Genomic DNA, 20,121 nt, shown 5'->3' on the forward strand with positions numbered 1-20,121 from the left:
CCTCAAACGGACTTCGCCTCGATCGAGCTGGAAACGGATCTGGCAAGGATCTGGGCGGCGCGGTCACGGGCCTGCTTCATCCTTGGCCAGCGAATCTCGGCATAACCGCGGACCGTGTCCGGTAACCGAAGAAGCTCCACGTACTGCTCATAACGCGACTCATCCGCCGAGCAGAAGCCGTCGACGATCTCCTCGTACCAACGCAGGAACCGGCGCTCGCGGAGGCGATACCAAAACATCGGCTTGCGCAGGAAGCGCAGACTTCGCATTGCGTACAAGCACCAGTGCGGCAGGCGAATATCGACACGGCGGCCCATGATTCTCGGGTGAAACACTCGCCGATAGCGGATCCGATCGCCAATGGCCGGGTTGACGTTGAATCGTTGCCGGTCGCGGCGGAGCTTCTCATAACTGGTCAACAGATAAGCAACGTAGAACTCGTCCTTGATCAGCATCAGTCGGGCCAGATTGTGAACAACGGCCCGCGTCGCAGAGAATTCGAACTGCTCGTGGTCGGCCAGGAAGACCCGACGGATTCGCTGGACGTAGCGGCGGGCGTATCGGACCCCACCCCATTGGATCAAATCATAGATGCGCACCGCGATGTCGCGCATCGTTCTCCGATCCAGTTCGCGGCAGGCCCGTAGTGTCGTATAGACCATGTGTTTGTAAGTCCGGGCCAGGGGCGTGTCGGCCAATCGCCGTTTCGCGCCGCTTCCGAGTTGCTCGGTCCGCAGCGCTCGGCGCGATCCCATCTGTCGCATATTGAGATAAGCGGCCTTGGCTCGAACGGTGCGAGCCAGCGATCGGCCGTCCTCGGTATCGCCGAAAATCTCGCCGAAAAGCTCGGGATGACTGACCAGTTTGCGTCCGACCTCGAAGGCCCTCAGGTTCTTCTCGACGTCCACCGTGATCGTTTTGCGAATGCCGGCCTGAATAGCCTCCAGCGACAAGGGGATCAAGCCTCGTTGACAGGCAATCCCCAGCATGGTCAGGTTGACGTAGAGTTTCGTGCCGAAGATTCGTTCGCAGAGCGCAGCCACCCGTGCTGAAAAGTACTGGCCCGGCCGGGCAGCACGCCGCAGCGCGGCCTCCCATTCATCCGCCGCGGCGGCATCACGGCCCAACAGCGTGCGAATTGTCGGCGCAGTGTCACAATTCACCACCACTGCCGTGCGTTCGGGCGAAGCGACCTGGAACGGCGCCTCCGGGTCGATCGCTCTGACCGCCTCAAGGAGATCCATCCCCAGCAGCAGATCCGCCTTGCCGTATCCGAGGGTCATGCCGGCCGTCCGGCCGTTGCGGCTCAGGGTCAGCTGCGAATAGACGCCGCCGTTTCGGATGGCCAGACCCTTCTTGTCGCTGAACTGCACGCTGTAACCCTCGTGCTGAGCTGCATGTACGAGGACGGCCGTGGCCGTGCCGATGCCCATGCCGCCGACGCCGGCGATCCAGGCTCGCCAGACGTCACCCTTGAACTGGGGGACCGGCTCGGGAATATCGGCCAGCATGATCTTGTGCCCGCGAGGGGTCGGCGGCTTGCGGCGGGTCACGACGACCTCCTCAAACGCAGGACATACAGCCAGCTTGGCGCACGCGCCATCATTGACGCACCATGACAGATCAGTCGCGACTTTCGGACCGTAATCCGTGGGTTCGATGGTCAGCCCGGGGCAGCCCGTCCTGCTCGTACATTCGAGGCAGTATTCGCAGACTTCCGGCGTGACATTCATGTACACCTTCCGGCGGACAAAGCCCTTGCGGTTCTGCTCGGCCCGCTCCAGCTTCATCCGGCGGCGCTGCGCGGTGATCCCGCATTCCTTGTCGGCGATGACGACCTTGACGCCGTCGGCCAGAATGGTCCGTTCGAGCAGCTCTTTGTAGTTGTCGCGATCCCCGGGGTCGGTACGAATCACCGTACAACGCCCCCCGGTAAAGCCGCGGACCACGGCGTCTATCTGCTGGACGGGGACCGGACGCTGCAGCAGGTCGGTTTCCGCGGTGGGCAGAGGCTGGTGACCGGTCATGGCCGTCGTACCGTTGGCCAGGATGACGTAGGTGATGTCCTGCCGGTTGGCAATCGAGTTGCTGATCGCGGTTGCCCCGGAATGGAAAAAGGTCGAGTCGCCCATGAACACGACCTGCTTGTTGCGGATAAAGGGATCAATGCCGCTGCCGGTCGCACCGCCGAGGCCCATGCCAGAGTAATTGTGCATCAGCGGAGCGTTGGGCTCGAACATCAGCATCGTGTAGCAGCCGGTGTCGCCGTGGAAAACCAGGTCGATCGCCCCGCAGCCGTGATGCTTTCGCATGTAGGCCTCGTCGTTGAACTGCTCCTTGATCTGCAGCAGGACGTTGGCCGAGTCGCGGTGGGGACAACCCGGACAGAACGTCGGCGTGCGAGGCGGGATGTTGAGTTTTTCCCTGACCGTCTGGCTGTGGAAACGCAACTCCCGCTCGATTCGCCTGGATGCCTCTGCGGCGAACGGTGACTCGATCGCCCTCAGCAGGCTTCCCAGTCGTTCGGTGACCATCGAGACATTAAGCCCCAACGTCGTCCGAAAACCCGGACTTGGACCAGGGAAGAGCTTGCCCCAAACACTTGCCACCCTGCCCGCCCCATTCTGGGCGAGGCCGAGAGCCAACTGGGAAAGCTGTTCCTCGATGAACGCCCGTCGCTCTTCAACGACGACCACGTGGCCGAATCGCCGCAGAAGCGGCTCGATCTCCCGCCGATCGAGAGGCCAAGTGACGGCCAGTTTGAGAATCGGGATCCGCCCATCGAGGCCCAGATCCTCGAGCGCCTGTTGCACGTATTGAAACGCCATGCCGCTGGTGACAAGGAGCAACTCGTCGCTACCGGGCACGTCCAAGAACCGGTTCAGCTCCAGTTGCCGAACCGCCTGAGCAAGCCGTTCATACCGATCCGCGAAAGAGACTTCCCGACGGCCGGTCCGCGGTGGCAGCAGAACTCGGTTTTCCAAGTCCAACGAAAAGGTGTCGAGATCGATCCGATGCGCCGTGTTGGCCAGCGGATAATGGTTCGGTCCACAGGTGACCGTGCCGCCGCCGTCGGCCAACATGGTGGTGATCACGTATCCGAGGTAGAGCCCACTTGACCGAGAAAGCTCGAACGCAGCCCCGACGTAATCCTTGACCTCCTGGGGCGTGCTGGGCTCGATGACCGGGACGAACAGATGGCGGAAGAGAAACCTGGAGTCGGCAGGCACCTGGGTGCTTTCGCTCCACGGATCATCACCGACCACAATGACTGCTCCGCCGTGGGGATGCGGGCCGGCCAGATTGCCCAGGGCCAAGGCATCGCTGGCGACGTGCAGGCCCACGCTTTTCATGACTGCCATGGCCCTCAACGGGGCCATCTGCGAGCCGTTGACGGCGGCGACCGAGTGAGCTTCGTTGTTCGAGATGCGGCCCTCGATACCGCGTTCCCGAAAAAGCGACGCGCAGGCGGCGATTACGTCAAAGAAGGCTGAAACCGGGGAACCGGGATAACCCGTCAGGAGATGCACGCCGCCGGCCGTCTCCAACGCCCCTTTGACGAGGAGTTCGTTACCGTTGAAGACATCCGTGCCTTCGTTCCGCAGGAACTTGGCGGCAATAGTCTTACTCATGACTACGGCGAGACGCCTCGGGCGCTCCTTGTATCCAAGCAGGCCAACCCGCGCCAGAGTCGGTTCTGCCTGACGACGCGGTATCGGCCGCGTCTCATGCTTCGTCCGGTGCCCGGCCGGTTTCCCGGCGGTCTCGCTCGGCCGACCCGCGAAATCGTACAAACAGACTGGAGAGCATTATAACGACGCGGGCAAGAAAACACCACCCACCCGTTATGCTTTGGAGAGCGGCCCGACAGACTCCAGACGAGCCGCCGCGAAGTGGGGTGCGATCGGTCAGCCCCAGGGCCTACATCAGCTCAACGAACGACTGCCCGAGGCTTGCGGGGGCAACCCGTGCGAAGCCGCAGGCGGAGCAGGCGAGGCGCATTCCCGCCGGAGCACCCCAAGCCTGATTCCGATTGGAGTTCTCGTCCGACCCTGATTACACTACGCCGCGACTCAAAGACGACGCGAGGCCGAGAATTACCCGGCACCCCGAATGAATCAGGCGGACAACCCAATTCAGCGTCCCGCACTCCACTACGCGTGGATCGTCCTGGCCGTCGGGACACTTGTGGTCGTCGGCTCACTGGGGCTGGCTCGGTTCGGCTACACGATGCTGCTGCCTTCGATGCAGACGGCCTTGACGATGGATAACACCAAGGCCGGCGGCCTGGCGACGGCCAACCTTGCCGCCTACTTGGCGCTGGCGGTCACGGGGGGCGTCTTGGCAAGCCGCTACGGTCCAAGGATCGTCATCACCATCGGGCTGTCGGTGGCCGCTCTCGGCATGGCGCTGACCGGTTCAGCAGCCAGTTTTGGCGAGGCCATGATCTGGAGGGTGCTCACCGGCTTGGGCAGCGGCGCCAGCAACGTGCCGGTGATGGCGCTCCTTTCGGCGTGGTTTGCGCAGCGACGCCGCGGCCTCGCCGCCGGCATAGGCGTGACAGGTTCCTCGCTGGCACTCATCGTACTCGGTCCCCTGGTACCTCGGGTATTGGCCGCCGACGAGGAAAACGGCTGGAGAATCTGCTGGTTTCTATTCGCAGCAGTGACCTTCGGTTTGGCCGTTCTTTCATGGGCCGTTTTGCGTAATCGCCCTGCCGACATCGGCCTGCACCCGTTGGGAGCTGCTGAAGACGACGAGCCCGGCGTCGCTGCTCAGGGCGGACTCCGTTGGGGCCGGGTCTACGGGTCAGGAGTCGTGTGGCATGTCGGGTTGATCTACATTGCCTTTGGTTTCTCGTACATGATCTACATGACCTTTTTCACCAAGTATCTGATCGCGGAGGGCGGCTATACCAAAGAAGCTGCCGGTGCGCTGTTCATGCTCGTGGGCTGGGTAAGCTTACCCTGTGGTCTGATTCTTGGGTGGATCTCCGACATCATCGGGCGCAAGGGTGCGCTGGTTATTGTGTATCTGATCCATGCCATAGCCTTCGCGCTGTTCGCCCTGTGGCCGTCGCCGGCCGGGTTCACGATATCTGCGATCCTGTTCGGCCTTTCACCGTGGACGATCCCGGCCATCATGGCCGCCATCTGTGGAGATGTCCTGGGACCGAGGTTGGCACCTGCGGGGCTGGGGTTTATCACCCTCTTCTTCGGCATCGGCCAGGCCGCGGGGCCCATTGCGGCAGGTGCTCTCGCGGATGCAGACGCCAACAAGTCTCTTTCCTCGGCGTTCCTGCTGGCCGCGGGTGTCGCCTTACTTGGGGCCATCGGCTCGCTGCTGCTTCGCCGCCCAAAGGGCTAAGGCGGACCGTCTTTTCGCAGGCCGCAAGCCAAGCGCACCACGATCCGAAAACATCCGCGCAAGCCGCACAGACACTCGGCCGTGTGGTTCCAGTTCAACCCTCGCTGCCGCCTTGTCGGGTCAAACGACGTTCCTGGGCGGGAGCCGCACAACCTCGACGCTTTGCGTGCGAGACCGCGCGCTGGTAGTCTGTTGGCTCATTCGGTGGGCCATGGCGGTGCCCTATTCGGTCGGCAATGCATGAAGCAGAGTGCCAGAAGTCGCGGAGTTATGACAAAGGCTTTCGGCCCTGCCTTGGGGGTCGAGCAACCACACATGATCGTCAAAGGAGAACGGTAATGAGTCAGAAAACCAATCGTCGTGATTTCCTCAAGAGCAGCGCCTTGGCGGGCGCCGGTTTCTGGGTTGCCACCCGGAGCGCCAGAGCCCAAAGCAAGTCGCCCAATGAGAAGCTGAACATCGCCTGCATCGGAACGGGGGGCATGGGCAGCGGCGATACCGACAGTGTTGCCAGCCAGAACATCGTGGCCCTGTGCGACGTTCGCCCCAGCGCCCTGGAGAGCAAGCTGGACAAGTTTCCCGACGCCAAGGGGTACGCCGACTACCGAAAGATGTTCGATGAGATGGGCGACAAGATCGACGCGGTCACCATTTCCACACCCGATCACACTCACGCGCACGCCGCGATGATGGCGATGAAACTCGGCATTCACTGCTTCGTGCAGAAGCCGTTGTGCCACGACGTGTGGGAGGCCCGCGAACTGACTCGGATGGCCAAGGAACTGAAAGCCAAGGGCGGCGGCAAGCTGTGTACTCAGATGGGTAATCAGGGGACGTCATCGGCCGGGCTTCGCAAGGCTGTCGAGGTTGTCTGGTCGGGCATGCTGGGAGCGGTGCGCGAGGTGCACGTGTGGACCAACCGGCCCGTGTGGCCACAGGGTACCGGCGCCGTCCTTGATCTGGTGGACGTCCGCTATGCGATGCATGGGGATGCAGGGCTTCGAGTGGTGAAGAAGGAGACAGGAGAGAAAGAGAAACCGCACCCTGAGCCGCACGACGTGGATTGGGACTTGTGGATCGGGACAGCTCCGTATCGGCCATATCAACCGCAGTACCAGCCCTTCAACTGGCGCGGCTGGTGGGACTGGGGCACGGGCGCACTTGGCGACATGGCCTGCCATACGGCGAACATGGCCTTCATGGCCTGCAAACTTGGTTATCCCACCCGGGTTGAGGCGGAAATGTCCGAATACAATCCGGAAACGTTCCCCATGTGGAGCGTGATCCGCTACGAGTTCCCGGCTCGCGGGAACATGCCCCCTCTCAAGTGGACCTGGTACGATGGGGGGAACGACAAGCCCGCCTGGGTCAACAAGAAGCTGAAGGAACTGGCCCACGGCCGCGACATTCCCGGTAGCGGATCGATTTTGATCGGCGAGAAGGCCACGCTGTTCTCGCCGAACGACTACGGCGAGGACTGGGTGCTTCTGCCCGAAGGTCAAAAACGCGACGAGGTCAAGGTAGACCAGATTCTGCCCCGCTCCCCCGGCCACAAGGAGGAGTGGTTCAACGCCATCCGCGAAAACAAGCCCGAACTGGCGATGTCGAACTTCTCCTATGCCGGCCCGCTGACCGAAACGGTGGTGCTGGGCTGTGTGGCGATGCGGGTGGCGCCTGGCATGGAAGTCGAGGTGGAACAACCGGACGGCAAGAAGAAGAAGGTGAGTCACAAGCACATTGAGTGGGATGGACCGAACATGAAGATCACCAACATTCCGGCCGCAAATGCCTTCCTCAAGCGCGAGTATCGCAAAGGGTGGGAATTGTAGAGAGTACGGGGCAGGCACAATCCGAAACGCTGATCATCCCAGGGGCGGGCAGCCATAAACGGCTGCCCGCCTCGTTTCGTGTTGGGCGCTGCAGACAAGCCGGAGGTGTCGATAGGCGAACAACAGTAACCACCCGTGCCGCACGAACTCATTGGGCCTCTGGACGGCCGGTTGCGGTTCTGCTAGAATGGTAGACGGATGTGGGGATCGCTCGGTCCTGCGGTTTTGACCGCATTTCAACCTATCCGGAGGTATATGCAGTGGCAAAGAAGCTCTGCTCTGCGTGGATATCAGGCGTCAACATGATGGTGTACCTGGCGGCCGGCGCCGCTGCGTCGGATACGCAGACGATCAACGTCTGTTTTGTGAGACAAGGCGCTCTCGGGGCGGTGCATCGCACGGCAAGTCCGAGTACGCCGGCCATTCAAACAGCCATCCTCGAGCTGGTGGCGGGCCCAACCGCGCAGGAAGGCGCCGCAGGATTCACTTCATGGATTCCCTCGGGCACGAAGGTCGTCAACATTCGTCTTTCGGACGACGGGGTCATCGTGGACCTCTCACCTGAAGTTTTGCAGGACCTCGATGAGTCCACGCTCTTGGGTATCTTCGACCAGTTCCGCGCAACGCTATGGGCATTCCCGGACGTTTTGAGCATCCACCTGACCTGCCAGGGCCAGTTGCTCGCCTCCTATCTCCCGCCCGCCCCCGAAATCGAATCGATGCCCGAGACGATGAGCCAACCGATGCGATTGAGCATGATGGAGCCCGAACCAGAGCAGAGCTTGCTGAACGGCACGGCGCTCAGCGGCCGGAACATCACCATCGGACCGTCGCACGGACGCTACTGGCACGACGACTACGGCTGGATATGGCAACGAGGTGATCCCTGCGGCTTTGGGGAGGCCGTGCTCGAGGACACCAACAGCATTCGCCTGTGCCAGTTTCTCTATCAGTACCTGGTCCAGGACGGCGCGACGGTCCATGTCCCGCGCGAGATGAACGAAAGCAACTGCTGTCACTCGGCCACGGGTCTGCCGTGGTGGAAGATGGCCGCACGATATTGGCTGCAGGCCAACGGCTTACCCTCATCGATCTGGGACAGCTCGACCACAGATTACAATGACGACATTCGCGCCAGGCCGCTCTTCGCCGATTACCGCGGGTCCGACATTTACATCGCTCATCACACCAACGCTTTTGATGGCACGGCCTCCGGCACCGTCACGTATCGCGACACGGCCATGGAGCATCCGGAGCACGAGGCCAACAGCTACATTCTGGCCCAGAGAGTCCAGAGCAACGTCTGCGACGCGATCAAGAACATCTATGGTATCGCCGACTGGTACAACCGCGGCGTGCTCGACGCAAAGGGCGGCTTCGGCGAGATCCGCATCCCCAACCGCCCGGCATGCCTGATCGAGCTCGCCTTTCACGACAACTGTACCAGAGACGCCCTGTACCTGACGGACAACTTCTTCCGTTCGGTAGCCGAGTGGGGACTGTACAAGGGAGTCTGCCAGTATTTCGGCGCAAGCCCGACGTGGGACTGTTACTCCGACGAGTACGTGAGCGACACCATCCCGGCCATCATGAACCCGAGTCAGTCGTACGGCGTCAGTATCACCTTCCGCAACCGCGGCGTGGTCTGGTCGGAGGCGAGGAGTTTTCGCCTCGGCGCCGTGGGGGACAGCGACCCATTCACCGCCTTTAACCGCGTGAACATCTCCGGGGAAGTCGGTCCCGGCCAGACGTACACGTTCAGTTTCACCATGACCGCCCCGGCCGCTCCGGGCACGTACATCACCGACTGGCGAATGGTGCGAGACGGCGTGACCTGGTTTGGTGCTACCTGCAGCAAGCAGGTCGAGGTGGGCACGTCCGGGCCCCAGCCTCCCAGTATTGTCCAACACCCGGCAGATCAGACCGTGCCTCTGGGTACTGTCGCCGCCTTTACTGTGCAGGCCACAGGTGACAGTCCTCTCTACTACCAGTGGCAAAAGGATACCGTGGACCTGAGTGACGGCGGCAAGATCTCCGGGGCCAACTCGGCCACGCTTCAGCTAACCGGCGTCGACGTTCCCGATCAGGGCGTTTATCGCTGCGTTGTGACAAATGCCCTGGGCAGCGCGACCTCAAACGCAGCCACTTTGACCGTCACTGCTCCGATCTTCATGGTTGAGAGCCGCTCCGGAGGCCAGAACTACGCCAAGTACTCGGAGACCGGAGGGTGGGCCAACAGCGGCGGCAAGAGCACCGCAGCAGGCGTCACGGCGGGCATAGGATCGCGCTACGGCAGCACCTACCGTTCGGTTGCCGGCGAGAAGCATGCCATCTTTGGCGCAGACCTGCCTGCCGCCGGCACGTACGAAGTCTCGGTCACATGGGGCGCGAACGCGAATCGTCGCACTCCCATCCTCCACCGGATCGTGCACGCGGGCGGGACCACCGACGTCAACGTCGATCAAGCCGCCACCGCGAATACGTGGGTATCGCTCGGCGTCTACACATTTGGCGCCGGCAGCGACGTTGGAAGCGTGGACGTCAACAACCTCAATATTGATGCCAGCGGGAGCATGTACGCCGACGCGGTGAAATGGGTTTACGTGGCAAGCCCGCCGGTCATCGATCAGCATCCGGCGGTTCAAAGCGTCTGTCCGGGCGCCACGGCCACCTTTACCGTGGCGGCCTCTGGTGGCGGCACACTCGCCTACCGGTGGCAGAAGAACGGCGTCAACCTGACCAACGGCGGACATTACTCGGACGTGACGACCGCAACTCTGAAGGTATTGAGCGCGGACGTCGCCGACGTGGCGAACTACCGATGCGTGGTAACAAACATTTCGGGCAGCGCGACATCAAATGAGGCCGGACTGACGCTGAAGGCCGCGACGAGCATCACTCAGCATCCGGAGTCGCAAACCGTTTGCCCCGGCTCGGCAACGGGCGTTCAGTTCGCCGTGGTCGCAACCGGTGACGGCACGGTTTCCTACGAATGGCAGAAGAACAGCGTCAAGCTCACCGAGGGTGGACACTACTCGGGTGTCACAAGCCCCGCGCTCACGGTACTGAACGTCGACAGCAGCGATATTGGGACCTACCGCTGCCTTGTGACCGCAGGCTGCGGCACCGCGACGTCGAACGAGGCCGTTTTGGCGCTCAGGCCGATGGTAACCGCCGACTTCGATGAGGACTGCGACGTCGATCAGGCCGACTACGACCTGTTCGCCGCATGCAGCTCAGGACCCGGTGTGCCAACCGGGACCGGCTGCAATGGGAAGGATCTGGACGGGGACGGAGACGTCGATCAGGCCGACTTCGGCGTTTTCCAGCGGTGCTACAGCGGCGAGAACCTCCCGCCGGACGCCGACTGTGCCAACTGACAGTAACAGGCGAGCGGTCAAACACGGGCCAGCCCGCATGTTCCGCCCGTGCGTCAGCCCGGAACCTCTGGTCCCTCGGACATACGAGGCACCGTCACACTCAGATTGAGAGGCGCGACGCACGCGCCGAGGGCGGGACGATCCGTGTTCGGCCTATGCGAAGATAGGCATATTTCTTATCCAGGAGAAAACGAGGACGATTGAGCCAATCCTCTAACCAACTGTCATACCCGTAGGCTCGATTCCTATTCCCCCCTACTCTGACTCGAATGCAACCATATTCTGCCTTGGTCAGACCGCTTGACGGGCAAGCGGAGCCGGACAATCCGACGGGTTGTGACGCGTTGAACCGGCCGGTCGGGCGAGGCCAAGGCATCCGGGGCCTTGATCTTTGAAGTCTGCGATCGAGATGTTATGCTAGTATTGTTTGAGGAGCGTGCCGGTGAAATCGCTCTTCTTGCCTGCGGCGAAATCACCCGGCGCGGCGACTCGGTTTCCAACGTGCTCCCATGCAGAGGGCCGGAGAATATGATTAAGATCCTGATCGCCGACGATCACACCCTGGTTCGCAAAGGTATCAAGAGAATGCTCGAGGAGCAGCCTGATTTCAAGGTTGTCGGCGAGGCCGCCGAAGGCAAGGAGACAGTTGCCAAGACTCGCGAAACGCAACCGGATGTCGTGCTCATGGACGTAGCGATGCCCGGGACAGACGGCATTGAGGCCACCAAACAGTTGACGAGGAACCGGAAGTCGAAGACGCGTGTCCTGGTGCTCACCATGTACGCCGACGAACACTTTGCGGCTCGGTTGCTTCGCAGCGGAGCCAGCGGCTACGTCGTCAAAGACGCCGCGCCATCGGAGCTCGTTGACGCCATCCGCAGTGTGTACGAGGGGAAACGGTTTATCTCTTCGTCTCTGCGCGAGGCGCTGGCGATGCGTTATGTGAACGGACAGGCGCCGGACCCTGTCGATGCCATCTCGGACCGCGAATTCCAGGTCCTGCGTCTCCTGGCGTCGGGCCAGACGAACCGTGAGATCGCTGCGAATCTAGGCCTGAGCGTGAAGACCGTCGACGCGCATCGCCTCAACATTCTCAGCAAACTCGATCTGCGCAATAACTCCGACCTTACCAAGTTTGCCATTCGACACGGTATTGTCAGCAGCTAACAAGGACCCAGCGGAGTCGGCATGAATTTGCATCCCGTGTCTCCTGCGATGGTCGACCAGCGGCCATGACCGGGCGTCAGAGCGCGGCGGGAAGGGAGCGTCTGCCTTGCAAAGACTCCTCGCACAGGATCCGGGAGATCCGTGACAGAAGCGGCGGCAGTCCTGGCGGCTGACCCGGTTGTGGTGCACGCAAGCCGAAAGCAGACCGCTTCAGCGGTCTTTCCCGAAGGGCAAACAGGCCGGTCGTTTGATGACTGGCTCACGGTCGGCTAATTCCTCCTTCACTGTGTTATCCCACCGAGGCCGTTTTAACGGGCCTGTCCTTGTCAGTTAGGCCCGTTGAAACGGGCTGAGACCATAGAAAGGAAGAAGAACCGCGGGCGACCACCAGCCGGCCACATCACGGCCAGCCTATCAGCCCACCTGTGGCAGGCCCCCCCTGAAGGAGGTTAATCGCCCAACCTGGACCGGTCGGCATGTCCACCCAAACTGTCACGCACCGGGATCCGGGAGATCCGGCCGGCTTGACGCTTTCCATGAAGGACCGCCTTTCTGCGGGCCGCAACCCAAGCGCACCGCGATCCGGAAACCTACCCACAAGCCGCACAGACATCCGGGTGTTAGGTTCCGATGCAAGGTTATCGGCCGTTTCTCGATCGGGAGCGGGCCGTTTGGCGACGATCGGACGCCTATCCGTCTGTCCGCCTCTGACTACCTCTAATAATACTTCTAGCATTCCCTTTCCTACACACAAGAACTGGTTCTTATAAGTTCGCAGGAAGCACACTTATACATTCCTCGGCACCGTTGCCGAACATACAGGCGCGGTCCGGGCAAGAACGATCAGGCGACGGCTTTGTCCCAGCGAGTCGGGATTCAGGGGTTCGTCGCGGATCTCGCCGGTCTTGTCTGATGCACTTGTCAATGATCGCGGGAGACGTTGCCGGCGCCGGGCTGCAGGTCCGGGAGCCAACAGCGGGTCGAACGAATTGTCCCCCGTTTCGGTCAGGAGGATAACAGGATGAGTGCTCCGGAAACGATAGAGCGTGTCGAGCAGGGACTGCTCCGGGGATGTCCACGTGTCCGGGCCCTAGCCAGTGCGCACCATCTGGATGGTGTTGGCCGTCCGGCGGGCCTGCGCTGGTCATTGTGTTTGATGCTCTTGCCTCGATGCCAAGCAGCGCGTTTGAGAGCCTGAGGAGGAGCGCCTTTCTGCGGGCTGGAACCCGAGCGCACAGCGATCGAGAAACATGCGCGCAACCCGCACAGATGTTCAGCCATAAGGTTCCGGCAACATCTTGTTGAATCATAACACGTTGTGCCCCATAGTTCTTTCCTATCCTGCCCATCTGGCCGATGCTTGGGTTCCTTTGGCGCGGAGAGCCATCGGCGGTGGTCAGGCAGGCGAGGGGGGTGACGGCTCGTCGGCGGACCCAGACGTTTCTGATTGTGGTGATGGGTTCGTTTCGCATTTCCGGGGTTCTCGTTCCCTGTCAGTGTGGTCACGGCCTGTTGGGGCAGGCCCCGCGCAGAACGTCTCCCATGCTCGGCAAGAAGGGATAACACGCGGAGTGTTCCGGGACGGGGGTTTCAACGGAGCGTAACGTCGATGGCCGAGTACGAGCCGCGGATGCCCGGCTGCGTTTTCACATCCCCGGCTGCCAGTACGTCGACGAGCAGATCGCCAGCTACGCCGCCCCCACCGGCCGGTGGGAATATTACCTGCTCGGGCGTCAGTTCAACGTGATCGGCCGGGGCAACCCTTGACTCGCGACGGTCAGGCAAAGGGAGTCAGCTTGTCGGGCGGAAATGTCGCAATCAGATGCTCAATCGCTTTCCGACGGGTCCGACCGTTCTTGAATGAGTATTCCCTTTGCCTGGCCCGCTCCAGCGTCTCATGCTGCTCGTACCAAACCAGCCGTACCGGCAGGCGCCATCTGGTGGACTTCACCAGGGCACAACGATGGCATCGAAGACGCTGGAGCAGATCGTTCGTGCTGCCGTAGTAATAACGATCGTCATTGCATCGCAAGATATAGGCATAGCCGATACCCATGGGAGGTAGGATACCGCACGAACGCTGTCGCGTGTCAAGGGCAACGCCGACGGATCGTCGATCAACGGGCTGAACTACTCATCGATGGGCGATTTCGCGGGCAGCGGTGCCACGTGGTCGCCGTATGATCTCGATCACGACCACGACGTGGACAGGGCGGACTTCCTGCGCCTCCAGCCTTGCATAACCGGCCCGGAAGGCCCGCCGGTCCTGGGCTGCGAGGACAAGGACTTCGACCACGATAACGACGTTGACCAGGAGGACTTCGGCGAGTTCCAGGGCTGCTTCAGTGGTTCGTACATGCCCATCGCCCCGGCGTGCATGGGGACCGCTCTGCCGGCCTCCGGCAGTTTCACCATGCACGGCCTGATGATCGATGTCCTGGCCGACGGTAAGACCCTCCTCTTCGCCCGCGCCCGCCACTACGACCTCAAACACGGCCGCTGGCTCCAACGAGACCCCCCTCGGTTTCATCGACGGCCCGAATTTCTACGAGGCGTTCAAAGGCAATGCGATGGTCGACGCTGACCCATTGGGGCAAACGGCGTTGGAACGCGAAACGCCGACGCGTCTCCGCATCGGCGTTGTCGTGAACCCGTAGGTTGGTGCATTTCGCTATGACACGTCAACTAGCGGGGACGCGATCGCTACCGCTTCACGCAATGAGGGAAGCCTTCTGGCAGAAGTTCCGGCCGGCGGCGTAAAACGCGGCGGATACCGAGCTTGCCACGAACCCGACGAACCCGCGACCTCCGGGCCGAAAGCCCGGAGGTTGTCTTCTCAGCCTCGAACGGCCAACGGACCTCACCCCTTCGGCGGGTGCGGGTCCTTGCCGTAGGTGTGCTCGGTCTGAATCTGGCCATCCGTGCGGTGGATGACCACCTGGCCGAGCGGCTGAGCCTTCGCCAAGTCCTTGGCGCTCTGCACGGCGTCGGTCTTGTTCTCGTGCGTGCTCGACGCGCGAGAACCACCTTCCGCCTTCACCCGCCATCCGCCGTCCCCGTCGGGGGTCACGTGGTACGTCTTCCGGTTTGCCATGTCTGAGGCTCCTTATGGTTCGCCGGCTCCGACCCCGAACGGGGTCAGCCGAGCCGGTCGCGACGCTCTCAACACACCAGCATGATCGCTCTGTACGGGACCAAAAGCAAGCCGCTTCCATCCTCGGCAAGAGATAGCCCACGAACTCCTGCACGATAGAGATTCCATAACATGCTGTTTGGAAACAGGTTACGGCGACTACAAAGACGGCGAAATATTTTCTGGATTTTCGCCGGCAAACTGGCCGGCGAGATGGTATACTATTTCACCATGGACGCCAGACCGACGACAGATGAACTCAGACCCCACGGCAAGGCCGACGAAGCACGGCTTCGCGACGCCGGCTTCCGGTGGGGAGATAAGGGCACGCACACCAGCCGGACGATCATGCTCGACGAGCTTCGCGCCGTGCTCGCGAACTGCCGGCCCGACGCGACGCGAGACGACTACCTCGCGGCGATCCACGAAGACAACTGCCTGGGGAAGCGCACCGCGGCAACGCGGAAGCTTTCAAGCCAGCGGCTTTCGGAGTTGTACGCGCTCGACCCGGACGTTCCGTTGTTCCGGGTCATGCGGCGGTGCTGGTACTCCGACCGCGACGGGCAAGCCATCCTCGCGATGCTGCTGGCCCTCGCACGCGACCCGCTGCTGCGAGCCAGCGCGCCGCCCGTCCTGCGGATGCGGCCCGGCGAAGAACTCGCGCGGCAGCAGATGACCGACGCGCTCAACCGGGTCGTCGGCAGCCGGCTCAGCGAAAGCACGCTCGATAAGGTCGTGCGGAACGCCGCTTCCTCCTGGACACAATCGGGGCACTTGAAGGGGCGCGGCCGAAAAGCCCGGCAGGCTGTCACGCCGACGGCGGCAACAACGGCCTTCGCCCTTCTGCTGGGCTACCTTGCCGGCAAGCGTGGCGAGGCGCTCTTCGAGTCGCTCTGGGCGCAGGTGCTCGACGCCCCGGCCGGCGAACTGATGCACCTCGCCATGGACGCCCGCCGGCTGGGCTTCCTCGACATGAGCCAGTCGGGCGGCGTGATTGACTTGACCTTCTCGCGGCTCCTTGCCCCGGACGAAAGGCGGTAGGCGAATGGGAAGAATCGAAGAACTTGCGGCTCGATACCGTGGCCACATCGGCGCGCCGTGGCAGCGCAACCTCTCCGGCGACCAGAAGGCCATCTTTGTCGTCTACCCGAAGACGGACGAGCGGAAGCTGAGGGCGCGGCTGGAACTGTTCGAGATGGCGACAACATCGACCGGGCATCAGTGGCGCCCGCTGGACTTGACCGACACCTTCGCGCGGTGGATGGCCGACACCGAGTACCGCGAGGTGTACTTCGAGGAGCCGGAGACGCTGACGATGAAGCTGCGGAGCGACTTTGTGCAGTACGCGGCCGGCCGGCTCCGCGGGGCACTCACGGCCGAAGGCGTGGACGAAGACACGGTGGTCGCCGTTCAGGGCGTCGCGTGCCTCTTTGGCTTCACCCGTGTATCGCTGGTGCTGAAGGAAGTGGTCAAAGACATTCGGGGCCGGCTGGTAGTGTTCTTCCCCGGCGAGTACGAAGACAACAACTACCGACTCTTGGACGCACGGGACGGCTGGAACTATCTTGCCGTGCCGATCACGCTCCATAACGGGGTAAACGACTGATGAAAAACAAACAACTCTTCCAACGCGATCCCGCTGTATCGAAGCTGCTGAATGACGGTGTTGCCGCTGTGCGCGAGGCCGCAAGCGTCAAGGAAATCGAAACGCTGCGGTACGAGCTTGAGCACTTCGTGTGCGAAGGCCAGTACGAGGACGGCTTGATCCGCATCCTGGAGTCCTACCTCGGCAATGTCAGTTCGACCACGCAGCCGGCGGCGTGGGTGAGCGGCTTCTATGGCAGCGGCAAATCGCACCTGCTCAAGATGTTCCGCCATCTGTGGGTGGACACCCGCTTCGACGACGGCACGACCGCCCGCGGCCTGGCCCGCCTGCCGCAGGAGGTGCAGGACCTTCTGCGCGAACTCGACACGCTGGGCAAACGCTGCGGCGGGCTGCACGCCGCGTCGGGCACGCTGCCTTCGGGCGGTGGCGAGAGCGTCCGTCTGGCTGTGCTGAGCATCATCCTTGTCTCCAAGAACCTGCCCGAGGCTCTGCCGCAGGCGCAGTTCTGCATGTGGCTCCAGAAGAACGGCTTCCTTGACCGCGTGAAGGCCGCGGTGAAAGCCGCCGGCAAGGAGTTCTACAGCGAACTCCACGACCTCTACGTCAGCCCGATCCTTGCCAAGGCTGTTCTCGACGCCGACCCTAGCTTCGCATCCGACCTGAAAGCGGCCCGCGCAGCGTTGCGGGCGCAGTTTCCCGTGGTCGAAGATATCTCCACCAATGAGTTCATCCGCCTGGTCCGCGAGGTGCTGTCGGTCGATGGGCAAATCCCTTGCACCGTTATCGTTCTAGACGAAATTCAGCTTTTCATCGGCAACGATCCGGGACGCTCGACCGACGTGCAGGAAGTCGCCGAAGCTCTCTGCAAGCAACTCGACAGCCGCGTGCTGCTGATCGGCGCAGGCCAGACAGCCCTGGCCGGAAACGTTCCGCTGCTCCAGCGATTGAGCGGTCGGTTCACCATCCCAGTCGAATTATCTGATGCGGACGTGGAAACTGTCACCCGTCGCGTGGTCCTGGCGAAGAAGGCCGACAAGAAAAAAGTCATCGAAGACACGCTCAACGCTCACGCCGGGGAGATCAACCGCCAGCTTGCCGGCACGCGCATCGCCGCCTGTGCGGAAGACCGTGATATCATCGTGGACGACTACCCGCTGCTGCCGGTCCGCCGGCGTTTCTGGGAGCACGTGCTGCGCGCGGTGGACGTGCCGGGCACGGCCAGCCAACTTCGCACGCAACTCAAGATCGTCCATGAAGCCGTCCGCCAGACGGCCGAGGAGGAACTCGGCACGGTGGTTGCCGCGGACTTCATCTATGAGCAGATCAGCCCGGACCTGCGCAAGACCGGCATCCTGCTCCGTGAGATCGACGAGACCATCCGCAACCTCGACGATGGCACAGAAGATGGCCGGCTCGCCCAGCGGCTGTGCGGCCTGATCTTCCTGATTCGCAAGCTGCCGCTGGAGCCGGTGGCTAACATCGGCGTCCGAGCGACGCCGGAAATGCTGGCCGACCTCATGGTTTCGGACCTGGCTAAGGATGGGACCGAACTCCGTAAGCACATCCCGCGCGTCCTGAAACTGCTGACCGATCCGCCGCCGGAGTCGCAGCGCCCGTCGTGGCTCCGCAAGGCCATGCAGGACAAGGGGGCGCTGCTGATCGAGATTGATGGTGAGTACAGCCTCCAGACCCGCGAAAGCAGCGAGTGGGACCGCGAGTTCCGCAACCGCCAAACGCGGCTGAACAGCGACCTGACCTCGCTGTCCAGCAAGCGCGGCTCGCTCATCAGCGCCGCCTGCGGTGACGCGCTCAAGGGCATCAAGCTCGCACAGGGCAAGTGCAAGGAGCCGCGGCGGCTGCTGGTGCATTTCGGCAGCGAAGCGCCGCCGGCCGGCGGGACCGATATTCCCGTGTGGGTCCGCGACGGCTGGGGCGAGAAGGAAAGCACCGTCGTCAACGACGCCCGCGCCGCCGGCAGCGACTCGCCCATCATCTACGTCTACATCCCCAAGGCCAGCGCCGACGACCTCCAGAAGGCCATCGTCGAGTACGAGGCCGCCAAGGCCACGCTGGAGTTCAAGGGCACGCCCACCACGCCCGAAGGCCGCGAGGCCCGCGACGCCATGGCCACGCGCATGGCGACAGCCGAGGCGTCCCGCAACCAGATCGTCAACGACGTGATCGACCGCGCCAAGGTCTTCCAGGGCGGCGGAAGCGAGCGGTACGAACTGAACCTCGTGGCCAAGGTCGAAGCCGCCGCCCAGGCGTCGCTCGACCGGCTGTTCCCCAACTTCAAGAGCGCCGACGATAACCGCTGGGCCAACGTCATCAACCGCGCCAGAAACGGCGACGAAGCAGCCTTGTCCGCGGTGGACTGGACCGACGCGCCAGAGAAGCACCCCGTTTGCGCGGCCGTGCTTTCCGAGGTCGGCTCGGGCAAGCGCGGCAAGGAAGTCCGCGACGCCTTCGAGGCCAGCCCCTATGGCTGGCCGCGCGACGCCGTGGACGCCGCACTTATCACGCTGCACACCACCGGCCACATCCGCGCCACGCACAAGGGCATGACGCTTTCGCCGGGCCAGTTGGACCAGGCGAAGATTTCCGTGACCGACTTCCGCGCCGAAACGGCCACGATCAACGCCAAAGAGAAGATCAAGCTCCGCAAGCTCTTCCAGGCGGCCGGCGTGGACTGCAAGCCCAACGAGGAAACCGCCAAGGCCCCGGTCTTCCTGGTCCGCCTGGCGGAACTGGCGGACCGCGCCGGCGGCGAGCCGCCCATGCCGGCCCGGCCGGGCACCGGCCACCTCGACACGCTCCGCGGGTACGCCGGCGTCGAGCAACTGGCCGAAATCCTCAAGGCCCACGACACGCTCGCCCAGCAGGCCAAGGACTGGGGCAAGCTGGCGGAACTCGCCGGCAAGCGCAAGCCCGCCTGGGAAACGCTCTGCACGCTGCTCAAGCACGCCGACGCCATGGCCGGGGCCGACGAACTCCGCGCACAGGCCGACGCCGTGAAGTCCGAGCGCCGGCTGCTGGACGCCAGCGACCCCGTGCCGGACATCCGCAAGGGCGCGGCCGACGCGCTCCGCGCCGCCGTCACCGCGGCCCACGGCGAGTACGAGCGGACCTACAACGAGCAGATGGCCGCCCTGACCGGCAGCGACAACTGGAAGAAGCTCAAGGACGCCCAGCGGAAACAGATACTCGCCGACGAGGGCATCGACGAACTGCCGGCGCTGTCCGTCGGCTCCGAAGCGGACCTCATCCGCTCGCTGGAGCAGACGGCCCTGCCGGCGTGGAAGACCAAGACCGACGCGCTGCCCCAGCAGTTCGCCCGCGCCGCGATGGCTGCGGCCAAGCTGCTGGAGCCGAAGACCCAGCGCGTCCACCTGACCAGCGGGACGCTCAAGACCGAGGCCGAAGTCAAGGCGTGGCTGGCCGGCACGGAGAAAGACCTGCTGGCGAAGCTCAAGGACGGCCCGGTCGTGATTTCCTGAGGGGACTACACCTATGCCGACACTCACAAGCGATTTACGGAACAAACTGGAGCGTGTGGTCATCGAGGCACGCGACGCGGCCGAGGTGGGTGCTCGCGCGGCCCTCGAAGCGCTGGCGGTCCACCACCACGAGCCGTACCCG

12 protein-coding genes are annotated in these 20,121 nt (G+C 62.9%); 8 read left to right on the plus strand and 4 right to left on the minus strand.

The features are described 5' to 3' along the window. Positions 1-2 precede the first annotated feature (2 nt). Positions 3-3,632 carry a 2-oxoacid:acceptor oxidoreductase family protein gene (locus tag PLL20_12830; GenBank protein ID HPD30875.1) on the minus strand — a complete coding sequence of 1,210 codons (3,630 nt, stop codon included), beginning with the start codon at positions 3,630-3,632 and terminating at the stop codon, positions 3-5. A 481-nt stretch (positions 3,633-4,113) separates the two neighbouring features. Between PLL20_12830 and PLL20_12835 the strand changes: the two genes are divergently transcribed. The 4 genes from PLL20_12835 to PLL20_12850 all read left to right on the plus strand — a co-directional run bounded on the left by PLL20_12835 (position 4,114) and on the right by PLL20_12850 (position 11,743). Then, positions 4,114-5,367 (plus strand): MFS transporter, encoded by a 1,254-nt coding sequence (locus PLL20_12835; GenBank protein HPD30876.1) that lies wholly within the window; start codon positions 4,114-4,116, stop codon positions 5,365-5,367. A gap of 338 nt (positions 5,368-5,705) precedes the next feature. After that, positions 5,706-7,196 (plus strand): Gfo/Idh/MocA family oxidoreductase, encoded by a 1,491-nt coding sequence (locus PLL20_12840; protein ID HPD30877.1) that lies wholly within the window; start codon positions 5,706-5,708, stop codon positions 7,194-7,196. Between the two features lie 260 nt (positions 7,197-7,456). Next, a complete protein-coding gene (locus PLL20_12845) occupies positions 7,457-10,576 on the plus strand; it encodes an immunoglobulin domain-containing protein (GenBank protein HPD30878.1) in 3,120 nt (1,039 codons plus the stop codon). A 414-nt stretch (positions 10,577-10,990) separates the two neighbouring features. Continuing rightward, complete coding sequence (locus tag PLL20_12850; protein ID HPD30879.1) at positions 10,991-11,743, plus strand: response regulator transcription factor; 753 nt, start codon at positions 10,991-10,993, stop codon at positions 11,741-11,743. Between the two features lie 1,590 nt (positions 11,744-13,333). On the opposite strand, the gene PLL20_12855 is transcribed toward PLL20_12850, so the two are convergent. Then, positions 13,334-13,528, minus strand: a complete 195-nt coding sequence (locus PLL20_12855) for a hypothetical protein (GenBank protein HPD30880.1) — start codon at positions 13,526-13,528, stop codon at positions 13,334-13,336. Then, positions 13,521-13,799 carry a GIY-YIG nuclease family protein gene (locus PLL20_12860; protein HPD30881.1) on the minus strand — a complete coding sequence of 93 codons (279 nt, stop codon included), beginning with the start codon at positions 13,797-13,799 and terminating at the stop codon, positions 13,521-13,523. The genes PLL20_12855 and PLL20_12860 overlap by 8 nt, the downstream gene beginning before the upstream one ends. A gap of 84 nt (positions 13,800-13,883) precedes the next feature. On the opposite strand from PLL20_12860, the gene PLL20_12865 reads away from it, so the two are divergent. Continuing rightward, complete coding sequence (locus PLL20_12865) at positions 13,884-14,327, plus strand: hypothetical protein (protein HPD30882.1); 444 nt, start codon at positions 13,884-13,886, stop codon at positions 14,325-14,327. Between the two features lie 276 nt (positions 14,328-14,603). On the opposite strand, the gene PLL20_12870 is transcribed toward PLL20_12865, so the two are convergent. Continuing rightward, positions 14,604-14,837 carry a DUF2188 domain-containing protein gene (locus PLL20_12870; protein ID HPD30883.1) on the minus strand — a complete coding sequence of 78 codons (234 nt, stop codon included), beginning with the start codon at positions 14,835-14,837 and terminating at the stop codon, positions 14,604-14,606. Positions 14,838-15,008: 171 nt separating this feature from the next. Here PLL20_12870 and PLL20_12875 point away from each other — a divergent pair, with 171 nt between their 5' ends. Genes PLL20_12875 through brxC form a run of 3 tightly spaced genes read left to right on the plus strand, consistent with a single transcriptional unit; the run spans position 15,009 to position 19,979 of the window. Beyond that, positions 15,009-15,917, plus strand: a complete 909-nt coding sequence (locus tag PLL20_12875) for a hypothetical protein (GenBank protein ID HPD30884.1) — start codon at positions 15,009-15,011, stop codon at positions 15,915-15,917. A 4-nt stretch (positions 15,918-15,921) separates the two neighbouring features. Beyond that, a complete protein-coding gene (locus PLL20_12880) occupies positions 15,922-16,482 on the plus strand; it encodes a DUF1788 domain-containing protein (GenBank protein ID HPD30885.1) in 561 nt (186 codons plus the stop codon). Then, positions 16,482-19,979: a BREX system P-loop protein BrxC gene (gene brxC, locus PLL20_12885; GenBank protein ID HPD30886.1), complete on the plus strand. Its 3,498-nt coding sequence runs from the start codon at positions 16,482-16,484 to the stop codon at positions 19,977-19,979. Before PLL20_12880 ends, brxC begins: the two co-directional genes overlap by 1 nt. Positions 19,980-20,121 lie beyond the last annotated feature (142 nt).

Source organism: Phycisphaerae bacterium (assembly GCA_035384605.1).
GTDB lineage: Bacteria > Planctomycetota > Phycisphaerae > UBA1845 > PWPN01 > JAUCQB01.